At 72.1% G+C, this 17,783-nt stretch carries 14 protein-coding genes; 6 read left to right on the top strand and 8 right to left on the bottom strand.

Translation table 11 applies throughout. From position 1 onward, the window contains the following. Positions 1-68 precede the first annotated feature (68 nt). Complete coding sequence (locus ACIA5C_RS03335) at positions 69-443, bottom strand: hypothetical protein (protein ID WP_396050729.1); 375 nt, start codon at positions 441-443, stop codon at positions 69-71. A gap of 47 nt (positions 444-490) precedes the next feature. Here ACIA5C_RS03335 and ACIA5C_RS03330 point away from each other — a divergent pair, with 47 nt between their 5' ends. Then, the gene (locus ACIA5C_RS03330; protein WP_396050727.1) at positions 491-5,749 is read left to right on the top strand and encodes a diguanylate cyclase; all 5,259 of its coding nucleotides are present in this window, start codon (positions 491-493) and stop codon (positions 5,747-5,749) included. Here the strand turns inward: ACIA5C_RS03330 and ACIA5C_RS03325 are convergent. The 3 genes from ACIA5C_RS03325 to ACIA5C_RS03315 are packed head-to-tail and all read right to left on the bottom strand — an operon-like array spanning position 5,717 to position 8,523. Next, positions 5,717-6,838, bottom strand: a complete 1,122-nt coding sequence (locus ACIA5C_RS03325) for a sensor histidine kinase (RefSeq protein WP_396050725.1) — start codon at positions 6,836-6,838, stop codon at positions 5,717-5,719. The genes ACIA5C_RS03330 and ACIA5C_RS03325 overlap by 33 nt on opposite strands. Then, entirely contained in the window at positions 6,835-7,986 is a 1,152-nt protein-coding gene (locus ACIA5C_RS03320) for a sensor histidine kinase (RefSeq protein ID WP_396050722.1), read from the bottom strand. Before ACIA5C_RS03320 ends, ACIA5C_RS03325 begins: the two co-directional genes overlap by 4 nt. 12 nt (positions 7,987-7,998) lie before the next feature. Continuing rightward, positions 7,999-8,523 (bottom strand): hypothetical protein, encoded by a 525-nt coding sequence (locus tag ACIA5C_RS03315; RefSeq protein ID WP_396050720.1) that lies wholly within the window; start codon positions 8,521-8,523, stop codon positions 7,999-8,001. 109 nt (positions 8,524-8,632) lie between these two features. On the opposite strand from ACIA5C_RS03315, the gene ACIA5C_RS03310 reads away from it, so the two are divergent. Further along, positions 8,633-9,337 carry a response regulator gene (locus ACIA5C_RS03310; protein WP_396050717.1) on the top strand — a complete coding sequence of 235 codons (705 nt, stop codon included), beginning with the start codon at positions 8,633-8,635 and terminating at the stop codon, positions 9,335-9,337. Here ACIA5C_RS03310 and ACIA5C_RS03305 read toward each other — a convergent pair. Further along, positions 9,334-9,912 carry a helix-turn-helix domain-containing protein gene (locus tag ACIA5C_RS03305; RefSeq protein WP_396050715.1) on the bottom strand — a complete coding sequence of 193 codons (579 nt, stop codon included), beginning with the start codon at positions 9,910-9,912 and terminating at the stop codon, positions 9,334-9,336. The genes ACIA5C_RS03310 and ACIA5C_RS03305 overlap by 4 nt on opposite strands. 48 nt (positions 9,913-9,960) lie before the next feature. Here ACIA5C_RS03305 and ACIA5C_RS03300 point away from each other — a divergent pair, with 48 nt between their 5' ends. Further along, complete coding sequence (locus tag ACIA5C_RS03300; RefSeq protein ID WP_396050713.1) at positions 9,961-10,746, top strand: class I SAM-dependent methyltransferase; 786 nt, start codon at positions 9,961-9,963, stop codon at positions 10,744-10,746. An 81-nt stretch (positions 10,747-10,827) separates the two neighbouring features. Next, on the top strand, positions 10,828-12,591 hold the full coding sequence (locus ACIA5C_RS03295) for a hypothetical protein (protein WP_396050712.1): 1,764 nt from the start codon (positions 10,828-10,830) through the stop codon (positions 12,589-12,591). Here the strand turns inward: ACIA5C_RS03295 and ACIA5C_RS03290 are convergent. Further along, positions 12,588-13,154, bottom strand: a complete 567-nt coding sequence (locus tag ACIA5C_RS03290; protein ID WP_396050711.1) for a TetR/AcrR family transcriptional regulator — start codon at positions 13,152-13,154, stop codon at positions 12,588-12,590. The genes ACIA5C_RS03295 and ACIA5C_RS03290 overlap by 4 nt on opposite strands. A 107-nt stretch (positions 13,155-13,261) precedes the next feature. On the opposite strand from ACIA5C_RS03290, the gene ACIA5C_RS03285 reads away from it, so the two are divergent. Then, a complete protein-coding gene (locus ACIA5C_RS03285) occupies positions 13,262-13,681 on the top strand; it encodes an ester cyclase (RefSeq protein ID WP_396050709.1) in 420 nt (139 codons plus the stop codon). Positions 13,682-13,690: 9 nt separating this feature from the next. Here the strand turns inward: ACIA5C_RS03285 and ACIA5C_RS03280 are convergent, their stop codons facing one another. Both ACIA5C_RS03280 and ACIA5C_RS03275 read right to left on the bottom strand, forming a co-directional pair. After that, positions 13,691-14,047: a PadR family transcriptional regulator gene (locus ACIA5C_RS03280; protein ID WP_396050706.1), complete on the bottom strand. Its 357-nt coding sequence runs from the start codon at positions 14,045-14,047 to the stop codon at positions 13,691-13,693. 21 nt (positions 14,048-14,068) lie between these two features. Continuing rightward, entirely contained in the window at positions 14,069-15,538 is a 1,470-nt protein-coding gene (locus tag ACIA5C_RS03275) for a hypothetical protein (RefSeq protein ID WP_396050705.1), read from the bottom strand. A 295-nt stretch (positions 15,539-15,833) separates the two neighbouring features. On the opposite strand from ACIA5C_RS03275, the gene ACIA5C_RS03270 reads away from it, so the two are divergent. Then, a complete protein-coding gene (locus tag ACIA5C_RS03270) occupies positions 15,834-17,777 on the top strand; it encodes an acyl-CoA dehydrogenase (protein WP_396050704.1) in 1,944 nt (647 codons plus the stop codon). The last annotated feature ends 6 nt before the right edge of the window (positions 17,778-17,783 follow it).

Genomic DNA, 17,783 nt, shown 5'->3' with positions numbered 1-17,783 from the left:
CGGCTGTTGCGACATTGAACGCTAGAACATGATCGATAGGTCGCTGCGGTGGACGCGCGGCGAGAAACCTATGGACTCACTGCGAGAAAGAGAAATGCACCCAGCAGGCCGAGATGTACCCCGCCCTGGAGGACGTCGGCTCGCCCGGGCACGACGGTGGGTGTGCCGACCACCAGCGTGAGCGCCGGCAGGACCATGTGGGTGCCGCCCAGGCCCAGCAGCAGCGGCCCGGGGCCGGCCTTGTGCGCGACCACCTCGGCGTGGTGCACTGCGGCCGGGACGGCCCCGGTGAGGAACAGGGCGACCAGCACGATCAGGGGCGGTGGCGGCAGGTCGCGGCCCCAGGTCAGGACCAGTGCGACGATGGCGGGGACGGGCCCGCAGACGGCCCGGCCGCTCCCATCCGGTAACTCGGCCCGACCGCCCGGCCGTTGGCATCGCACGGGATCGCGGGTAGCTTCCGATTAGCCCGTGTGAATGGAAGGACACGTTGACCGCGATCTTCGGGACGACACCGGGGTCACTGGCCGAGCTGGAGGTGATCTCGGAGCTCGGGCGCGGGGCCGACACGGTCGTCTACCGGGTGCGCCGTCGCGGCGCGGAATACACGCTGAAGGTGCTGGCCTCGGCCAACCCGCAGGCCCTGATCTCGGTACGCCGGGAGGCCGCGCTGCTCGGTTCGGTCGGCCACCCGCTGCTCCCGCGGATCTTCGAGGTCGGACGCACCAACACCGGGCCCTACCTGATCCTGGAATACATCGACGGCTTCCCGCTGTCGCAGATCCTGCGCCAGGGGCCGCTCGACGAGCCGACGCTGGTGCGGCTCGCCATCGACCTGGTCGAGCCGCTGGCCGCCGCGCACCGGGCCGGCCTGGTGCACCGCGACGTGAAGCCGGACAACGTGATCGTGGAGCCGGAGGGCGTCGGCCGGCTGATCGACTTCGGACTCGCGGCCCGCGGCGGCGCCCACGAGGACCGGGTCGCCGGCACGCTTCTCTACTGCGCCCCCGAGCAGACCGGCATGCTCAAGCGGCCGATCGACGGCCGCTCCGACCTGTACGCGCTGGGCGTGCTGCTCTACGAATGCGCGACCGGGCGACTTCCGTACTTCTCGAAGGAAGCCGGCGAGCTGATCCGTCTGCACGCCACCGCGCCGGTGCCCGACCCGCGGGCGCTCGCCCCCGAGCTGTCGGCCACGATGGCCGCGATCATCTCGACCCTGCTGGCCAAGGACCCGGACGACCGCTACCAGAGCGGGGAGGCCCTGCTCGCCGACCTGCGCCGGCTGGCCGCCCAGCCCGATGCCAGCTTTCCGGTCGAGTCGGGCCGGCGCGAGGGGCCACCGATCGGCTCGCCGCGGCTGGTCGGCCGCGACCAGGAGGTGGTCGCCCTGGCGAACCGCTGGCTGCGGGCCCGGGACGGTGGCGGGGGAGCGGTCATCGTCGAGGGGCCGGGCGGTGCCGGCAAGACCCGGCTGGTGCGGGAACTGACGAATGCGGTTGCCTCGGACGGCGACCTCACCCTGTACGGCAAGTGCGTGCCCGACGACCCGGTTCCCCTCGCGCCTCTCCGTGGGGCGGTGGAGCGCTACCTGCGTACGGTCGAAAGACTGCCCGCCGCCGACCGCGAGAGAGCCGTCGAGCAGTTGCGCCGCGCTGCCGGGCGCGGCGGTCCGCTGCTGCGGACCCTGTCGCCGCTGCTCGCCGACCTGGTGCAGGCGCCGGAGATCGGCGAGCTCAACCGCCACGAGCAGTTCGTCAACGCGGTCGCGGCGTTCCTGGTCGGCCTGGCCGACGAGTTCCAGGGCGCCGTCCTGCACATCGACGACGTGCAGTGGCTCGACGAGCCGACCCGGCGGGTGCTCCAGCGGATCACCAGCCGGCTGCCGGTCACCCCGCTGCTGGTGATCGCGACCTGCCGGGACGACGCCGGCAACGTGGCCGCGCTCGACCGGTTCGGCGTCGACATGGACGCCACGCTCGACACCCGGGTGCCGCTCGGGCCGCTCCACCAGGACGCGATGGAGCTGCTGGTCACCGAGCATCTGGGTGCCGTCCGGCTGCCCGGGGAGGACATCCGTGAGCTGGCCACGCGGGCGGGCGGCAACCCGTTCACGATCGGCGAATACGTCCGCGCGGTCCTCGACGCCGGCCTCGTCACCCCGTCCTGGGCGGGCTGGCAGCTCGACATGGCCGGCCTCGACCGGCTCGAGCTGTCCGGCGACGCGGTCGACCTGGTGCTGCAGCGCATCGACGGCCTCGGCGAGCAGAGCCGGCGCCTGCTGGCCGCCGGGGCCGCGGGCGGGCGATGGTTCCCGACCGAGCTGACCGCGGCGGTCTGCGACATCGACCCGCGGTGGGCCCGCGCGCTGCTCGCCGAGGCCGAGTCGCGCCGGTTGGTGACCGCGGTGGGCACCGACGGCTACCGGTTCCTGCACGACCGCATCCGGGAGGCGCTGCTCGTCGGCCTCGACGAGGACGCCCTGCGGGGCCTGCACCAGCGCATCGCCGAGACGCTCGACGCGGCCGCACCCCGGGACTCCCGCTTCGTCTACGCGATCGCCCGGCACTACGCCCTGGGCGAGACCGGCCGCCGGCCCGACCGCGTCTACGCCAGTGGGTTCGGCGCCGGCAAGCTTGCCCTGGCCGAGCACGCCCCGACCGAGGCGTACGGGTTCCTCGAGGTCGCGGCCCGGGCGGCGGAGACCGCCGGTGTCACCCCGCCGCCGGAGTTCTTCCTCGCGCTGGGCACCAGCTGTGCCCGCTCGGGCCGGTTCGCCGAGGCGCAGCAGCACCTGCGGCGGGCCCTGCGGGGCGAGCAGGATCCGTTGCGCCGGGCCGAGATCCTCGCCCAGTCGGCGATGGTGCACAACAGCGCGTGGAACCCCGACCAGGCGTTCGACGCGGTCTGCACCGGGCTCGCCGAGCTGGGCGCGCCGATACCGCAGGGGTCGTTCCTGCTGGCGCTGACCACCATCGGGTCGGTGCTGCTCGGTCTCGTCATCGGCCGCACCAAGCTCGGTTTCGGCAACGCGCACGGGCGGGTTCGCGAGCGCTACCGGCTCGAGGCGGTCCTCTGTGACATCGCCACGTTCGCGCTGTCGATGCGCATGCGGCGGGGCATGCGGGCGGTCATGAGCCTGCGCGCCCTGTTCCCGATCAACCGTCTCGGGCCGGGCCGGGAGTACGCCCAGCACATGGCCGGCCTCGGGGTGATCGCCGACGTGGCCGGCCGCCGCAAGATGGCGACCCGGCTCTACGACCGGGCGGCCGGCGTCGCCGCCGACATAGGCGACCCCGAACTGGTGGCCTACGTGGAGTGGAAGCGCGGCGCGGGCAGCCACCTGAGCGGCCACGACGACGAGGTGCAGGTCTGGAGCCGGGCGCTGATCGAGCACGAGCGCTGGATGGAGCTGGGCGACTACCTGACCGGCGTCTCCACGGTGTGCATGCAGTTCTTCAAGCGGGGCTGCACCGCCGAGGCCGAGTCCTGGTACCGCCGCGGCCGGGCCCGGCTGGGCCCGGATGCCCAGGCCGAGGGCGCCGCGATCGGCGCGGTGGCGGCTGTCATGGCCGCCCGGCGGGGCCGCACCGCCGAGGCCGAGGCGCGCATCGAGACGCTGCGGCGGTTCCTGCGGGCCAACCCGGACAACCCGATGCAGCTGATCAACCTCTACGGCGCGCGGATGGTCGCCCTGATCGAGCGGGGCGAGCTCGGTGAACCGTTCGAGCAGCTGGCGGCCGAGTTCGCCGAGCTCGGGCTGAGGCCGAAGGCGATGGTCCCCGAGCAGCGGATCTACTACGTCTACGAAGCTCAGGCCCGGCTGGCCCGGTGCCGCTCCGCTCAGGGCGACCGCGCGCTGGCCGAGGCCGCCGTCGAGAACCTCGGGAAGATGGCCGACACCAAGCCGCTGCGGGCCTTCCACCTCGTCGTGCGGGCCGACCTCGAGGTGCTCGACGGCCGCGCGGCCGAGGCGATGCGTACCCTGGCCGGGGTCGAGGCCGAACTCGTGCCGCTCGACGCGCCCCTCATCGCGTACGAGGCGGCCCGCGTGCGCGCCCGCGCCCTCGCCGCCCTCGGCCAGCCGGCCCCCGCGGCCCAGCAGGCGAAACTCGCGCAGATGATCGCGATCGAGCAGCAGTGGCCGCAGCGGGCCCGCTGGGTCTCCGACGAGTTCCGGGTCAGTGGGCACGCCTCGACCCAGCCCGAGGTGATCGCCCTGAGCAGCGTCTCCCCGGCGCCCGAGAGGCCGGACAGCGATCCCGGGCGATACCAGCGGCGGCTCGAGGCGCTGCAACAGGTCAGCCTGGCGTCGGCGACCGTGCTCGACCCGAACGCGCTGGTCCGGACCGCGCTCGACGAGACCCTGCGCATCCTCGGTGCCGAGCGGGCATACCTTTTCCTGATCGACCGCGACCGGCAGGAACTGGCCCCGTACGCCGGGCGCGACGCCCAGGGCAACGACATCCACGAGCTGACCGGCTACAGCACCACGCTCGTCGACCGGGCGCGGCACTCCGGCGAGCCGGTGGTGATGACCGGCAGCGACGAGGGCGTGGCGCTCGGCTCGCACAGCGTGCAGGTGCATGGGCTGCGCAGCGTCCTGATCGCCCCGCTGCGGTTCAACGGCCAGCTGCGCGGCGTGGTCTACCTCGACAGCCGCATCGCCAAGGGTGTGTTCACCCACGACGACGTCGACATCCTCAAGGCGATCACCAACCACATCGCGGTGTCGCTCGAGACCGCGCGGGCCGCCCAGATGGAGGTCGCGATGCAGACCGCGCGCCGCCAGCGCGACGTGGCCGAGACTCTGCGCGCGGCCATGGCCGACCAGAGTTCGTCGCTCGACCCGGACGAGGTGATGCGGCGGCTGCTGGCCAGCCTCACCCGCACCCTCGGCGGCGACACGGCGGTGCTGCTGACCCGGGTCGGCCACAGCGGGCTGGTGATCGCCGCATCGCACGGGCCTTCGGCGCCGGTGGGTACGCCGCTCGCGTCGGTGCCGCCCGATCTGCTCGACGTGACCGGTCCGCGGGCCCGCACGGTGTTCCCGGGCGACCGCGCGCCGCTCGGCGGGGTGCTCGGCCCGCTGCGGTGCTGGTGGGCGATCCAGGTCGCGCAGGGTGGCGAGCCGTACGGCTACCTGGCGGTCGGCGCGACCGGTGAGGGCGTCATGACCGAGGCGCAGATCCAGATCGCGGCGGCCATCGCCGGGCAGGGCATGACGGCGTACGAGAACGCCCGCCTGTTCAGCCAGGTGCGCCGGATGGCCACGCTCGACGGGCTCACCGGCCTGTACAACCGTAACCACTTCTTCGGCGAGGCCGAGCGCCGGCTCAACGCCGCGCGGCGCCAGGTCGCGGCGATCATGGTCGACATCGACCACTTCAAGCGGATCAACGACACCTACGGTCACCCGGTGGGTGACGAGGTGATCCGTACGGTGGCCCGGCGCCTTCGGGAAACCGTCGGCGAGGGTGACGTCGTGGGCCGGTACGGCGGCGAAGAGTTCGCGGTCGTCACGGCGCAGACCGCGTTGCCCGCGGCCGAACTGGCCGGGCGGCTGCACCGCGTGGTCTCCGGCAACCCGATCGCGACCGACGCCGGCCTGCTGCCGGTCACGATCAGCGTCGGCGTGGCCGGTCCCGGCGACGGCGACCGTGACCTGCGGCAGCTGATGGCGCGCGCCGATGCGGCGCTCTACCAGGCCAAGCAGTCAGGGCGCGACCGGGTCTGCGTCGCGCCCTGACCGGGGCAGGCTCGCCCGCACCAGCCATCCGCCGGACGCGGTCGGGCCGGCCGTCAACCGGCCGCCCGCCCGCTGGATTCGCTCCCGCAGACCGGTCAGGCCGTGCCCGGTGCCGGCGAAGCCCGGAACGGGCACGGTTCCGGCGGGGCTGTTCTCCACGCGTACGGTAAAGCCGGAAGCCGAACCGCTCAGGGTGACCCGCACCGCGGAGCCGGGGGCGTAACGCAGCGCGTTGGTCAGTCCCTCCTGCACCACGCGGAAGGCGAGATGGGCGACCGGTGCGGCCACGTCCTCCCGTGCGCCCTCGAACTGACAGGAGACGTCGAGTCCGGTCCGCGCCGCGCGCGTGACGACCTCGTCGATCAACGAGAGGTCGGGGCCGTTCTGCTCGGTGCTGCCCAGCAGGTCGACCAGCCGCTGAAGGTCGTGACGACCCTGCCGGGCCGACTCGGCGATCGCCTCGAACGCCTGCCGGGTCCGGGCCGGATCGTGGTCGGCCAGCCGCTGGCCGGCGGCCGCCTGGATGATCATCACGCTGATGGCGTGGCCGATGATGTCGTGCAGTTCGGCCGCGATCCGGGCCCGTTCGTGCCGGATCGCGAGGTCGGCGAAGAGCTCGCGCTCCTCCTCGAGCTCGCGGGTGCGCTGGGTGAGCTGTTCGGCGGTCTCCCGGCGCAGCCGCAGGACGGCGGCGGCGAGGAATCCGGGCACCCCGAAGATGAGCAGCGGAACCGGGTTGGTCTCGCCCGATGTGAAGTGGAGCAGCGCGAAGAGGACGACGAGGTAGCAGGCCAGCCCGGCGCCGGCGGCCCCGACCGGAAAGGCGAGAGCGGCCACAGTGGACAGCAGGGGGAGGAGCACGAAGGCGAGGTCGGGGAAGTAGCCGTGCTCGGCCAGTGCGGCCGCCGCCAGCCAGAGCGCGCCGCCGGCCAGGACGACCGGCCGGGGACGGGTACGCCACCAGAACAGGCTCAGCCCGCTTCCGGCCAGGCAGGCGGTCACGGCGTTGACCGGCGATCCGTGCCGGGCGGCCGGCAGCACGACGACGAGCAGAACCAGCGGAATCGCCCACCACCGCACCGGACTCACCCCAGCACGGGAAGCTGGGCCCGCACCCGGGTGGAACTTCGAGTCACCTTCACGTCGACCGAGCCCGCGTGCAGCTTGGCCCGTTCCCGCACCCGGGCGACCGCCGCGCGCACCTGCGGCCCGCGGGCCACCGAGCCCTCGACCACGATTTCCAGGGCCTCGTCGGCGAACCGGACCGCGACCCGCACCGGGTGCCCGTCGAGCGCGCACACCAGGTATTCGACGATCCGGTAGGCGGAGAGCTCGACCGTGGCCGGCAGCGACCGCGGATCGCCGCTGACGCTCAGCCGGGAGAGCGGCGATCCGTGCCGGGCCAGCAACGCGTCGAGGTGCGCGACCGCCGGGATCGGGGCCAGGGTGACCTCGCCGCTGCCGCCGCGCAGCAAGCCGACGATGTCGCGCATGTCGTCCATGGTCCGGCGGCTGTCCGATTCGATCGACTCCAGCAGCGTCCGCGCCTGGGCGGGCTCCAGGGCGTCGGCCGATTCGGCCGCCCGGATCAGTTCGTCCAGCCGCTCCTGCAGCAGGCCGTCGAGCTGCCGGGACAGCAGCGCCCGATCGTCGGCCACCAGCAGCGCCGCACTTTCGTCGCGCAGTTGCCGCAGTTCCTCGTCGCGCTCGGCGAGCCGGCGGTTGAGCTCCGCCCGATGCCGCGCCGCCCGCCCGATGCCGAAGACGATCAGCACGACGGGCAGGGCCAGAGTCAGCGCACTCGGTCCGGCGGAGGCGTCGACCACCAGCACGGCCCCGGTCAGGAGCGCGCTGAGCACGCAGGCCACCCATGCTCTCGTACGCTCGTAGGACAGCGCGCCGAGGAACGCGTACACGAAGGCCAGGGGCAGCGCGGCGCCGCACCGGGTCTGCCAGCCGAACAGAAGGTCGTGCGCCACCATCACGCCGAGGGAGAACGCGATGGCGACCAGAACGCCGCGCCGCCACCACAGGAGCGGGACGAAGGCCGCGACGAAGAGGAACAGCCACGGCGAGTGCGAGTCGTTCGTGTGAGCCATGGCGCCGGTCGCCACGTCGCGCGCGGTCCCGGCGTCGGACGCGGTGACGTCGAGCAGAGCCAGCGCGGCGCCGAGCGCGGTGAGGACTCCCGCGAGCAGCCAGTCGCGGCCCCTGATCCCGTTGAAGACCTCACCCATGATCGCGCTCCCCTAGGCCGCGATCTTGACGGCCGGTTCCCGCTCCTGACGCTGCCTGCTGACCCGATTCTGGACCAGCAACCCGGCTCCGTAGAAGAGGGCGGCACCTCCGAGAGCGATCGGCAGGGCGCCGGCGAGGTCGGTCGAGCTGTCGCGCAGCAGGATCACGACCGGGAGGGCCACGATGGCGGCCAGACTGATGACGGTGTTCCAGCCGCGGCTGAACCGCGCGGTCGCGTACGCCAGAGCGAAGGCCAGCGGCAGCACCACGCCGCAGCGGGTGAGCCAGCCGAACGCCAGCACGTGAACGGCGGCCGCCACGGTGGTGGCGACGGAAACCGCGGCGATGTTGCTGCGCCGGCCGAGGATCGGCAGCGTGACCAGCAGGAACACCGGCACGATCAGCCATGAGGTGGTGGACGGCGGGTGGATCAGTGACTCGTCGTCGCCGGCCGAGATGTTCTCCCACATCAGGAGGACACCGGCGGCGGTCAGGACGGCGGCGAGGAGGTAGTCGAGTGGCCGGATCGTTCGCATTGTCGCTCCCCAGACGAAAGTAGGTCGATGCCTACGACGCTAGGGACCCGTCGTGGTAGCCGTCGTCTTCCTCCCGGACGATGTTCGGCGCCCGCCATCCTCCTCAAGGATGACCCGGCCGTGGCCCGGCGGACGGGAGAATCGGGGCGTGCCGGAGAAGATCAGGGTCCTCGTCGCCGACGACCAGACGCTCGTGCGCACCGGATTCCGGGTGATCCTCGAGGCCGAGGGCGACATCGAGGTGGTCGCGGAGGCCGACACCGGCACCGAGGCGGTCCGTCAGGCGGCGCTGACCGTGCCGGACGTGGTCCTGATGGATATCCGGATGCCCGAGATGGACGGTCTGGCGGCGACCGAGGAGATCCTGCGGCAGCCCGATCCGCCGACGATCGTCGTGTTGACGACCTTCGACCAGAACGAATACGTGTACCGCGCACTGCGGGCCGGCGCCGCCGGTTTCCTTCTCAAGGACGCGCCGTCCAGCCGCCTGATCGCGGCCGTCCGCGCAGCGGCGACCGGCGACTCGCTGATCGAGCCGTCCATCACCCGGCGGATGGTCGAGCGGTTCGCGGTGGCCGCGCCCGCGGCCGGCCCTCCGCCGGAACTGGCCGCGCTGACCGACCGCGAGCGGGACGTGCTCCGGCTGATCGCGCGCGGGCTCTCCAACGCCGAGATCGCCGCCGAGCTGGTGGTGGCCGAAACCACGGTGAAGACCCATGTGGCGCGCATTCTCACCAAGCTCGGTGTCCGTGACCGGGTGCAGGCCGTGGTGCTCGCCTATCGGACCGGCTTCGTCACCGCACGACCTGGCTAGGCGTCGTCCTTGCGGGCCGGGCCCAGGTGGGAGCGCTCGCCGTCGTGGTCGAGGATGCAGAGAACCTCGGCCGGTTCGTCCGCCGCGCCGAACGCGTGCGGCACCATCGTGGAAAATTCGGCGGCCTCGCCGGCGTGGACCAGGATGGTGCGCTCGGCCAGGCGCAGCTCGACCGTGCCGGAGAGCACGATGAACCAGTCGCGACCGGGGTGCACCCGCAGGTCGGACGGGACCCGGCGGGTGATCCGCATCTTGGCCACGGTCAGGCCGGCCGGGCCGTCCTCCCGGGACAGCATCCAGGTGGTGTAACCGCGGGCCTCGTGGCGGTGCGGCCGGATCACCACGTCCTCGTCGCCGCCCGGCTCGACCAGCTGGTCGAGCGTGATGCCGAGCGCCCGGGCGATCGGCGCGAGCTGGTCGAGGGCGATCCGCCGGTGGCCGGTCTCGATGCGGCTGAGGGTCGACGGCGTCAGGTAGCTGCGGCCGGCGAGCTCGTCGAGCGACCAGCCGCGGGCCACCCGCAGGCCGCGGATGCGCTGCCGGACCAGCGCGTCGAGATCTCCGTCTTGCGTCATACGCAAGATGCTATGCCTCTGACGCAAGATGGCGCTAGCGTCGTCGTCATGGCACATCAACACTCCGAATCTGACCACCACATGGCCGAGATGCTGGACCTCGACGCCGACGTCCTCAGCGACTACCACCGGGAGGTCATCGCCTGGGCGGGCTCGCTCCTGCCGGAGCGGTCGCGCGTCGTCGACCTCGGCGCGGGCACCGGCACCGGCACGCTGGCCCTGGCCCGGCACCTGCCGGGCGCCGAGGTGACGGCGGTCGACATGGACGAGGACATGCTCGCCCACCTGCGCCGCCGCGCCGCCGATGCCGGTGTCGGCGACCGCGTGCGTACGGTCCGGGCCGACCTCGACGGCGCCTGGCCCGACCTCGGGCCGGCCGACCTGGTGTGGGCGGCAAAGGCGATGCACCACCTGGCCGACCCGGCCCGCGCGCTCGCCCAGGTGCGTGACGTCCTGCGGCCCGGCGGCCACTTCCTGATCACCGAGATCGACTCGTTCCCGCGGTTCCTCAGCGACCCGGCGGGCATCGCCCTGGAGGACCGCCTCCACGCCGCACAGGCGCAGATGCGGGACGAGGCCGGGCTGCACATGGCCGTGGACTGGGGCGCCCGGCTGAAGGAGGCCGGCTTCGAGGTCGAGGGGGAACGCCGCTTCGACATCGAGGTGCCCGGGCCGCTGTCGCCCGATGCGCTGCGCTATGCCCGGATCACGTTCGATCGCTCCCGCCACATGCTGGCCGAGCGGCTGTCGGCCGAGGACCTGGCTGCGCTCGGCTCCGCCACGGCGGCTATCGTTCGGGCCCATCGAACGGGCTGGGTCGGACGGAAGCGCTGAGCATAGATTTCGATCTATGAACTGACTCGGCGTCATGTTAGCGTCACTCGCGTTCACCGGGTCTCTGCGCGGGGGTACGCGTTGTCCGATGTCGTCGCCGAGAAGGCGCCTCCCTCCGTCGCGACGCCGGCCCGCCGGAGACGACCACCCGAGGGGCTGGTCGCGACTGTCGGCTCGGTGGTCGGGGCCATCGTGATGGTGTGGCTGATCCCGCCCTACGCGCGTGACCTCTTCAGCGGCGGCACCAAGCCGGCCACCATCGCCAACCCGGTCCACACGATCATCGGCGACGGCGGCGACTCGACCGCCCAGGCCTGGCTGATGGCCTGGGACGGCCACTCGCTGCTGCACGGCCTGCAAGGCCTGTGGGCAACCAACGCCTTCTACCCCGACCGCTACGCCCTGGCACTCAACGACAGCCTCTTCGGCTATGTGCCGGCCGGGCTGATCGGCAACGGGGTGACGGCCGCGATCCTGCGCTACAACATCGTCTTCGTGCTGGCCTTCGCCCTGGTCATCTTCGGCGGCTACGCGCTGCTGCGCCAGCTCGGGGCCAACCCGGTCGCGAGTGCGCTGGCCGGCGCCGCCCTCGCCTTCGCACCCTGGCGCTACGGCCACGTCGGTCACCTCAACATCCTGTCCACGGGCGGCATCACGTTGGCGTTCGCGATGCTCGCCCGCGGCCACGGATGGTCGCTGACCCACGGGTTCCGGCGCGACCGGGTGCGGCCCGGCTGGGCGGTGGCCGGCTGGCTGGTCGCGGCCTGGCAGGTGAGCCTCGGGTTCGCGGTCGAGCTCGGCTTCGTCTATCTGCTCGCCGTCGCGTTCCTCTGCGGGCTGGTCGGCTGGCTGGTCCGCGGCCGCCCGTCGCTCGGCCGCCGACTGATCGTCGGAGACCTCGTCGGCGGCGTCGTCTTCACGGTGGTCACCCTCTACTTCGCGTACGCCTACCAGCAGATCCGCACCCTCTACCCGAACGTGACCCGCTCGTGGGACTACATCGCGGCGTTCTCGCCGACGCCCCGCGGCCTGCTGGTCTCGCCGGCCTTCTCGCTGCTCTGGGGCGACCGGCACCAGGACGCCCGGACCGCGCTCGGCAACGCGGCCAACGAGAAGGCCCTGCTCTGCGGGTTCGTGCTCTATTTCCTGGCCTTCGCGGGCATGTTCATCTCGGCGTGGACGCTGCGGCAGCGGCTGCTGATGCTCGCCGGGACGGTCCTCGGCGTGCTGTTCGCGCTCGGCACCAACGGCCCGGCCTACCGCCTGCTCTACCTCTACGTCCCCGGGTTCGACGGCAGCCGCACCCCCGGCCGGCTCATCCTGTGGCCGACGATCCTGCTCGCGGTCCTGGCGGCCGGGTTCGTCACCGAACTGGCGCGGACGGCTCGGGTGGCCACGCTGCCGCAGTGGTCGTTCGCCGCCGCCCAGGTGGTGACCGTCCCGCTGCTGATCCTGGTCCTGCTCGAGGGCATGCCCGACATGGCCCACGTGGCCCTCCCGGCCGAGCCGGCCGCGATGAGAGCCGCCCCGGCGCCGATGATCGTGCTGCCCTCGGACGACGGCGCCGACAGCAACATCATGCTGTGGTCGACCGACGGCTTCCCCGAGATGGTCAACGGGGTCGCGAGCTATACCACCCCCAACCATCAGGCGATCCGCGACGCGATGCAGACGTTCCCCAGCCCGGAGAGCCTGAACCTGTTGCGGCAGTGGGGAATACGCAGCGTCGTGGTGGTGCGCGACCGGGTGTCCGGCACGCCGTACGAGAGCGCCCTGGACGTTCTGGACGTCCCCGGAGTCACCCGGCAGGACATCGGCCCGGACGTGCTCTTCACCCTCGGCTAACGGAACTGGGCGACCAGTACTTCGAGGCGGTCGGCGTCCTGCCCGGGGCGTAGCCGATCGCTGCGGCCGAGCATGACCAGCCCGTGCAGCGCTGCCCAGACGACCTCGGTGAGAGTGTCGACGTCGCGCGCACCGGCCATCCCGGCGACTGCCTCGCGCAGCTCACCGAAGGCTTCGACCAGCGGCGTCACGGCGTCCGTGCCGAAGTGCAGGCGCGTCGACCGGGTGAACATGGCGTCGTAGAGCGCCGGGTTGCGCGCGGCGAAGCCGGTGTAGGCGGCGGCGGCCCGGCCGACCTCGTCGCCGGGCGCGGTGCTGTCGCGACGGGCCGTGCGCAGCGCCTCGGCGAGCTCGCCGAAGCCTTCCAGCGCAACCGCTTCGACGATTTCCTCCATCGACCCGAAATGCTTGTAGAGCACCGGCTGGCTGTATTCGATCTCGGTGGACAACCGGCGCGTGGTGACCGCCTCCCATCCTTCGCTTTCGGCCAGGGTGCGCGCGGTTGCCGTGATGAGCCGGCGACGGGCCAGGCGCTCGCGCTGCCGGCGGTCTTCGATAGCCATGCCCGACTATAGCACCGCTAGATGCTCTAGCAATGCTATTGACGCGAGCGCCGACGGCCGTTAGCGTTGCTAGCGTTAGCAGCGCTAACCCGCAGGAGGGTATCGACATGACCACGTCCGCACACCAGCTCGCCGGCCTGTTCGTCGAGATGAGCAACACTCATGACCCGGACCTGGTCGACCGGTTCGTCGCCGAGGACTACGTCAACCACAACGACTTCGTCGCCGACGGACGCGAGGCCAACCGGCAGTTCTGGGCCGCGTTCTTCACCGGCCTGCCCGACGTGACCGTGACGATGGAAGACCTGATCGTCTCCGGTGACCGCGTGGTGGGTCGCTTCATCTACCGCGGCACCCACACCGGCGACCTGCTGGGCATCCCGGCCAGCGGCCGGCCCGTCGAGATGCGCAGCATCGACATCTGGCGCGTCGGCAACGGCATGTTCGTCGAGCACTGGGACGAGCTGAACCTGATGCAGGTGTTCCAGCAGGTCGGCGCCCTGCCGCCGCTCGGCGGCGCCGGCTGACCGGCCCGGTCAGCCCGGTAGGAGCTGGGCGGTGCCGAGACCGAACGGGCGCCGGGCGCGGAGCTGCGCGGTGGCCGCGTCGGCGCTGGCCCGCAGGCGGGCGGCCTCGGCGTCGAGGGCGCCCGCGCCGTCCTCGGTGAGCCGGTAGTAGCGCCGGTTGCGTCCGTCGACGATCTCCTCGCGGTCGGGCTCGACCAGGCCCTCGGCGACCAGGCGGTCGAGGGCCGCGTAGAGGGTGCCGGCCTGCAGTCGGACGCGGCCGTCGGACAGCTGGCCGGCCTGCTGGATGATGCCGTAGCCGTGCAGCGGTGCGGCGGTGAGAGCGGTCAGGATCCAGAAGGTGGGTTCGCGCATCGGAGCGGCCATTCCTCAAAGGTAGAGATGAACTCAGCCGGCCTGTTCGGGCACCCGGTGGACGGCCACGACGCCGGGCATGCCTTGGACCTCCTGCAGCAGCGCGGGATAGTCGGCCGGCACATCGAGTTCGAACGTGAAGAAGTAGGGCAGGCTCGCGACCGAGGCCGCCGGGACGGTCGCGCCCCGGCAGTATTCGGCCCGGAAGGCGGCCGAGCCCGGGTCCCAGACGAGGTCGCCGTCGTAACCGGCCCAGCTCCGCCGCATCGCCGCCGTGACCAGGGCCCGCTGGTGCGCGGTGGTGGCGGGATCGACATAGATGTGCACCGTTCGGCTGTCGCCCACCACGCTGTCGGACGGCGCGGGCGGCGGCCCGGCCGGCGGATGGCACGGCGGCGGAGCCGAGAACACCGGAGGCCTGTCGAACGCCCTTGGTAGCGTCGCCGCGGCCACCACGCCGAGCACGATCAGGGCGCCGCCGGCGGTCGCGACCCGAGGGTGGCGGCCGACGAACCGGACCCCGCGGGCCAGGTCCGGCCCGGCCGCGCCGACCACCATCAGCGCTCCCAGGACGAGAGGGAGCGGGAGCCAGCCGTACCCGCTCTCGAGCCCGGCCCACCACGGCGCCCGGCCGGGGGAGTCGGGAACCGGGATGAGGAGCATCGTCGGCAGGAACAGGAAGATCATGAATCCGGTGACGATCCCCGGCAGCGGCCCCGGCAGCCCGAAGGAGCTGAACCGGCGGCTCGTCCATGCGGCCGGCAGCCACGCCAGGGCGAAACCGAGGGCGGCGGCCGACCAGGTGAAGAAGCTGACCCACGCCGGCTCCGAGCGCCGCAGGGTCACGGTGACGCCGCCGTCGCTGTCGTAGTCGGGCATGCCCGTCCACAGGTTGCCCTGGTAGCCGAGGATCACGCCCGGGCGGTCGGCCCAGAAACTGACGCTGCTGTCCTGGCCGCCGTCGACCATGTCTTCCGGGGGCTGATAGGCATAGTCGTGGATCTGCCAGCCGGCCGCGGTGAGCCGATCCTGGACGCCGGCGGCGTAGCCCCTCAGGTCGCGGGTGTCGGCGTTGTGCCGCAGCCAGTAGGTCGCGTAGCCGTACTCGACGCCCTCGCCGTCGCTCTGCGGGACGATCACGTCCGGATCGCCGCCGCCCCACACCTTCAGGCCGGGAAAGACCGTGCCGGTGATCTCGGCGGCCGCGGCGGCGCTCGGCACCGGGGTCGCGAACGACCAGCCCAGCCGGCTGCCGCCGGCGCCGCCGAAGTAGGCGCCGAGGAGCCCGATCAGGAACACCAGGACGACGACCGCCTTGCTGCGCGGATAACCCAGGCGAGCCCGCAGGCCGTGCCGGACGAGGTTGACGCTCTCTCTTACGGTGGGCCGGCGACGGTCGGCCGGAGCCGCCTCGAGCAGGGTGTCGAGCAACTCCTCGCGCCGCGGACCACGCGGATAGGCATGAAGGAGCCGCCGATAGGCACGACCGAGGTCAGCGGACATGACGGCAAATATAGAGATGATCTTTACATGGCGTCAAGGCGCGGTGTCATCGCCTACGCCTCGGGCGGCGAACCGGCCCGCATGATGACCCGCTGGATGCGGCGGTCCGGAACGACCCAGACGATCGCCACGGCGGCGTAGCAGATCATCGCGATGACGGTGCCGAGGTGGCTGATCAGGAGGGCGCACAGGACGCCGACCAGGTTGATCGTTGCCGAGGTCTTGCCCTTCAGGTCGGCGCCGATGGCCTCGCGCAGCGGGGAGTCCGGGCCTGCCGGGGGTAGAGTTGCTACTCATGAGTAACAAAGGTCTGCGGGAGGCCCTCGACGGGCGGTGGGCGCACGTACGCGAAGCCGCGCGCGAGCAGCTGGCCGGGCCGCACTTCGTCGCCGTGCCAGGAGAGACCATCGACCAGGCCCGCGACCGGGTCGCCAAGCTGATCCGCGAGCTGCCGGTCGAGCCCGGTGTGGCGGCCGGCTTCCCCGTCGCGTACGGGGGTGGTGCCGATCCGGGAGGATCGGTAGTCGCGGCCGAGATGCTCGCCCAGATCGACCTGTCTCTGATGGTCAAGGCCGGCGTGCAGTGGGGCCTGTTCGGCGGCGCCGTGGTGGCGCTGGGCACCGAGCGGCACCACGAGGCCTACCTGCGCGACATCATTTCGGCCGATCTCATGGGCTGCTTCGCGATGACCGAGACCGGCCACGGCTCGGACGTCCAGCAGCTGCGGACGACCTGCACCTACGATCCCGGGTCGGGGACGTTCGACCTGCACACGCCGCACGAGGCGGCGCGCAAGGACTACATCGGCAACGCGGCCCGCGACGGGCGGATGGCTGTCGTCTTCGCCCAGCTCGTCACCGGCGGCCGGCGGTACGGCGTGCACGCGTGGCTGGTGCCGATCCGCGACGAGAACGGCGACCCGATGCCGGGCGTGACGATCGGCGACGACGGGCACAAGGCGGGGCTGCTCGGCGTCGACAACGGGCGCCTCTGTTTCGACCACGTGACGGTGCCACGGGAGATGCTCCTCGACCGATATGGCCAGGTGGCGTCGGACGGCACCTACACCAGCTCGATCGAGAACGACACGCGCCGGTTCTTCACGATGCTCGGCACGCTGGTGCGCGGGCGGGTCGTGGTCGGCGGTGCGTCGTCGGCGGCGACCAAGAGCGCGCTGACCATCGCGGTGCGGTACGGCGAGGTCCGCCGCCAGTTCTCGGTGCCGGGCGCGGATCGCGAGGTCGTTCTCAACGACTACCTGGCCCACCAGCGGAAACTGCTGATCCCGCTCGCCACCACGTACGCGCTCACCTTCGCCCAGAACGAGCTGGTCGCCGTGCTCGATGAGGTCCAGCGAGACCCGGAGAGCGACGAGCACCGGCAGCGGGAGCTCGAGTCGCGGGCGGCCGGCCTCAAGGCGGCACAGACCTGGCACGCCACCCGCACGATCCAGATGTGCCGCGAGGCTCTCGGCGGCGCCGGCTATCTGGCCGAGAACCGCCTGCCCGGCCTGAAGGCCGACACCGACGTGTTCACCACCTTCGAGGGCGACAACACCGTCCTGCTCCAACTGGTCGCCAAGGGCCTGCTCACCGGCTACCGGGACGCGTTCGGCTCGCTCGACGGCTGGGGGCGGGCGACGTTCGTGGCCGAGCAGGTGCGTGACATGTTCTTCGAGCGCACCGCCGCCCGCGGTCTCGTCCAGCGCCTGGTCGACGCGGTGCCCGGCCGGGACGAGGAGGTCGCGCTCACCGACCGCGGCTGGCACCTGCGGCTGTTCGAGGACCGCGAGAAACACCTGCTGGACGGCGTGATCCGGCGTCTGCGCAAGGGCGCGGCGCAGAAGAAGGACCGGCCGTTCGACATCTTCAACGAGGTGCAGGACCACGTGCTGGCGGTCGCGCAGGCCCACATCGACCGGGTCGTGCTCGAGGCGTTCGTGGCGGGCGTGGAGACGTCCGGCGACCCGCTGCTGTCCAAGGTGTGCGACCTCTATGCACTGAGCACGATCGAGGCGCACAAGGGCTGGTTCCTCGAGCACCAGCGGCTGACGCCGTCCCGCTCGAAGGGCATGACCGCGATGGTGAACGACCTGCTCCGGCAGTTGCGCCCGCGCATGAGCGAACTGGTCGGCGCGTTCGCTGTCCCGGACGAGTGGCTGGCCTGCGCGGCGCTGCGCGAGGAACCGGCGCGTCAGGACGCGATGGCGGCACACGACGACTTAGTCTTGCCTCATTAACCGGCC

It is taken from the genome of Actinoplanes sp. NPDC051343 (assembly GCF_044455125.1).
In the GTDB taxonomy this organism is placed as follows: domain Bacteria; phylum Actinomycetota; class Actinomycetes; order Mycobacteriales; family Micromonosporaceae; genus Actinoplanes.
The sequence above is the reverse complement of the archived record's forward strand: the minus strand, read 5'-3'. Positions and strand labels throughout refer to the sequence as shown.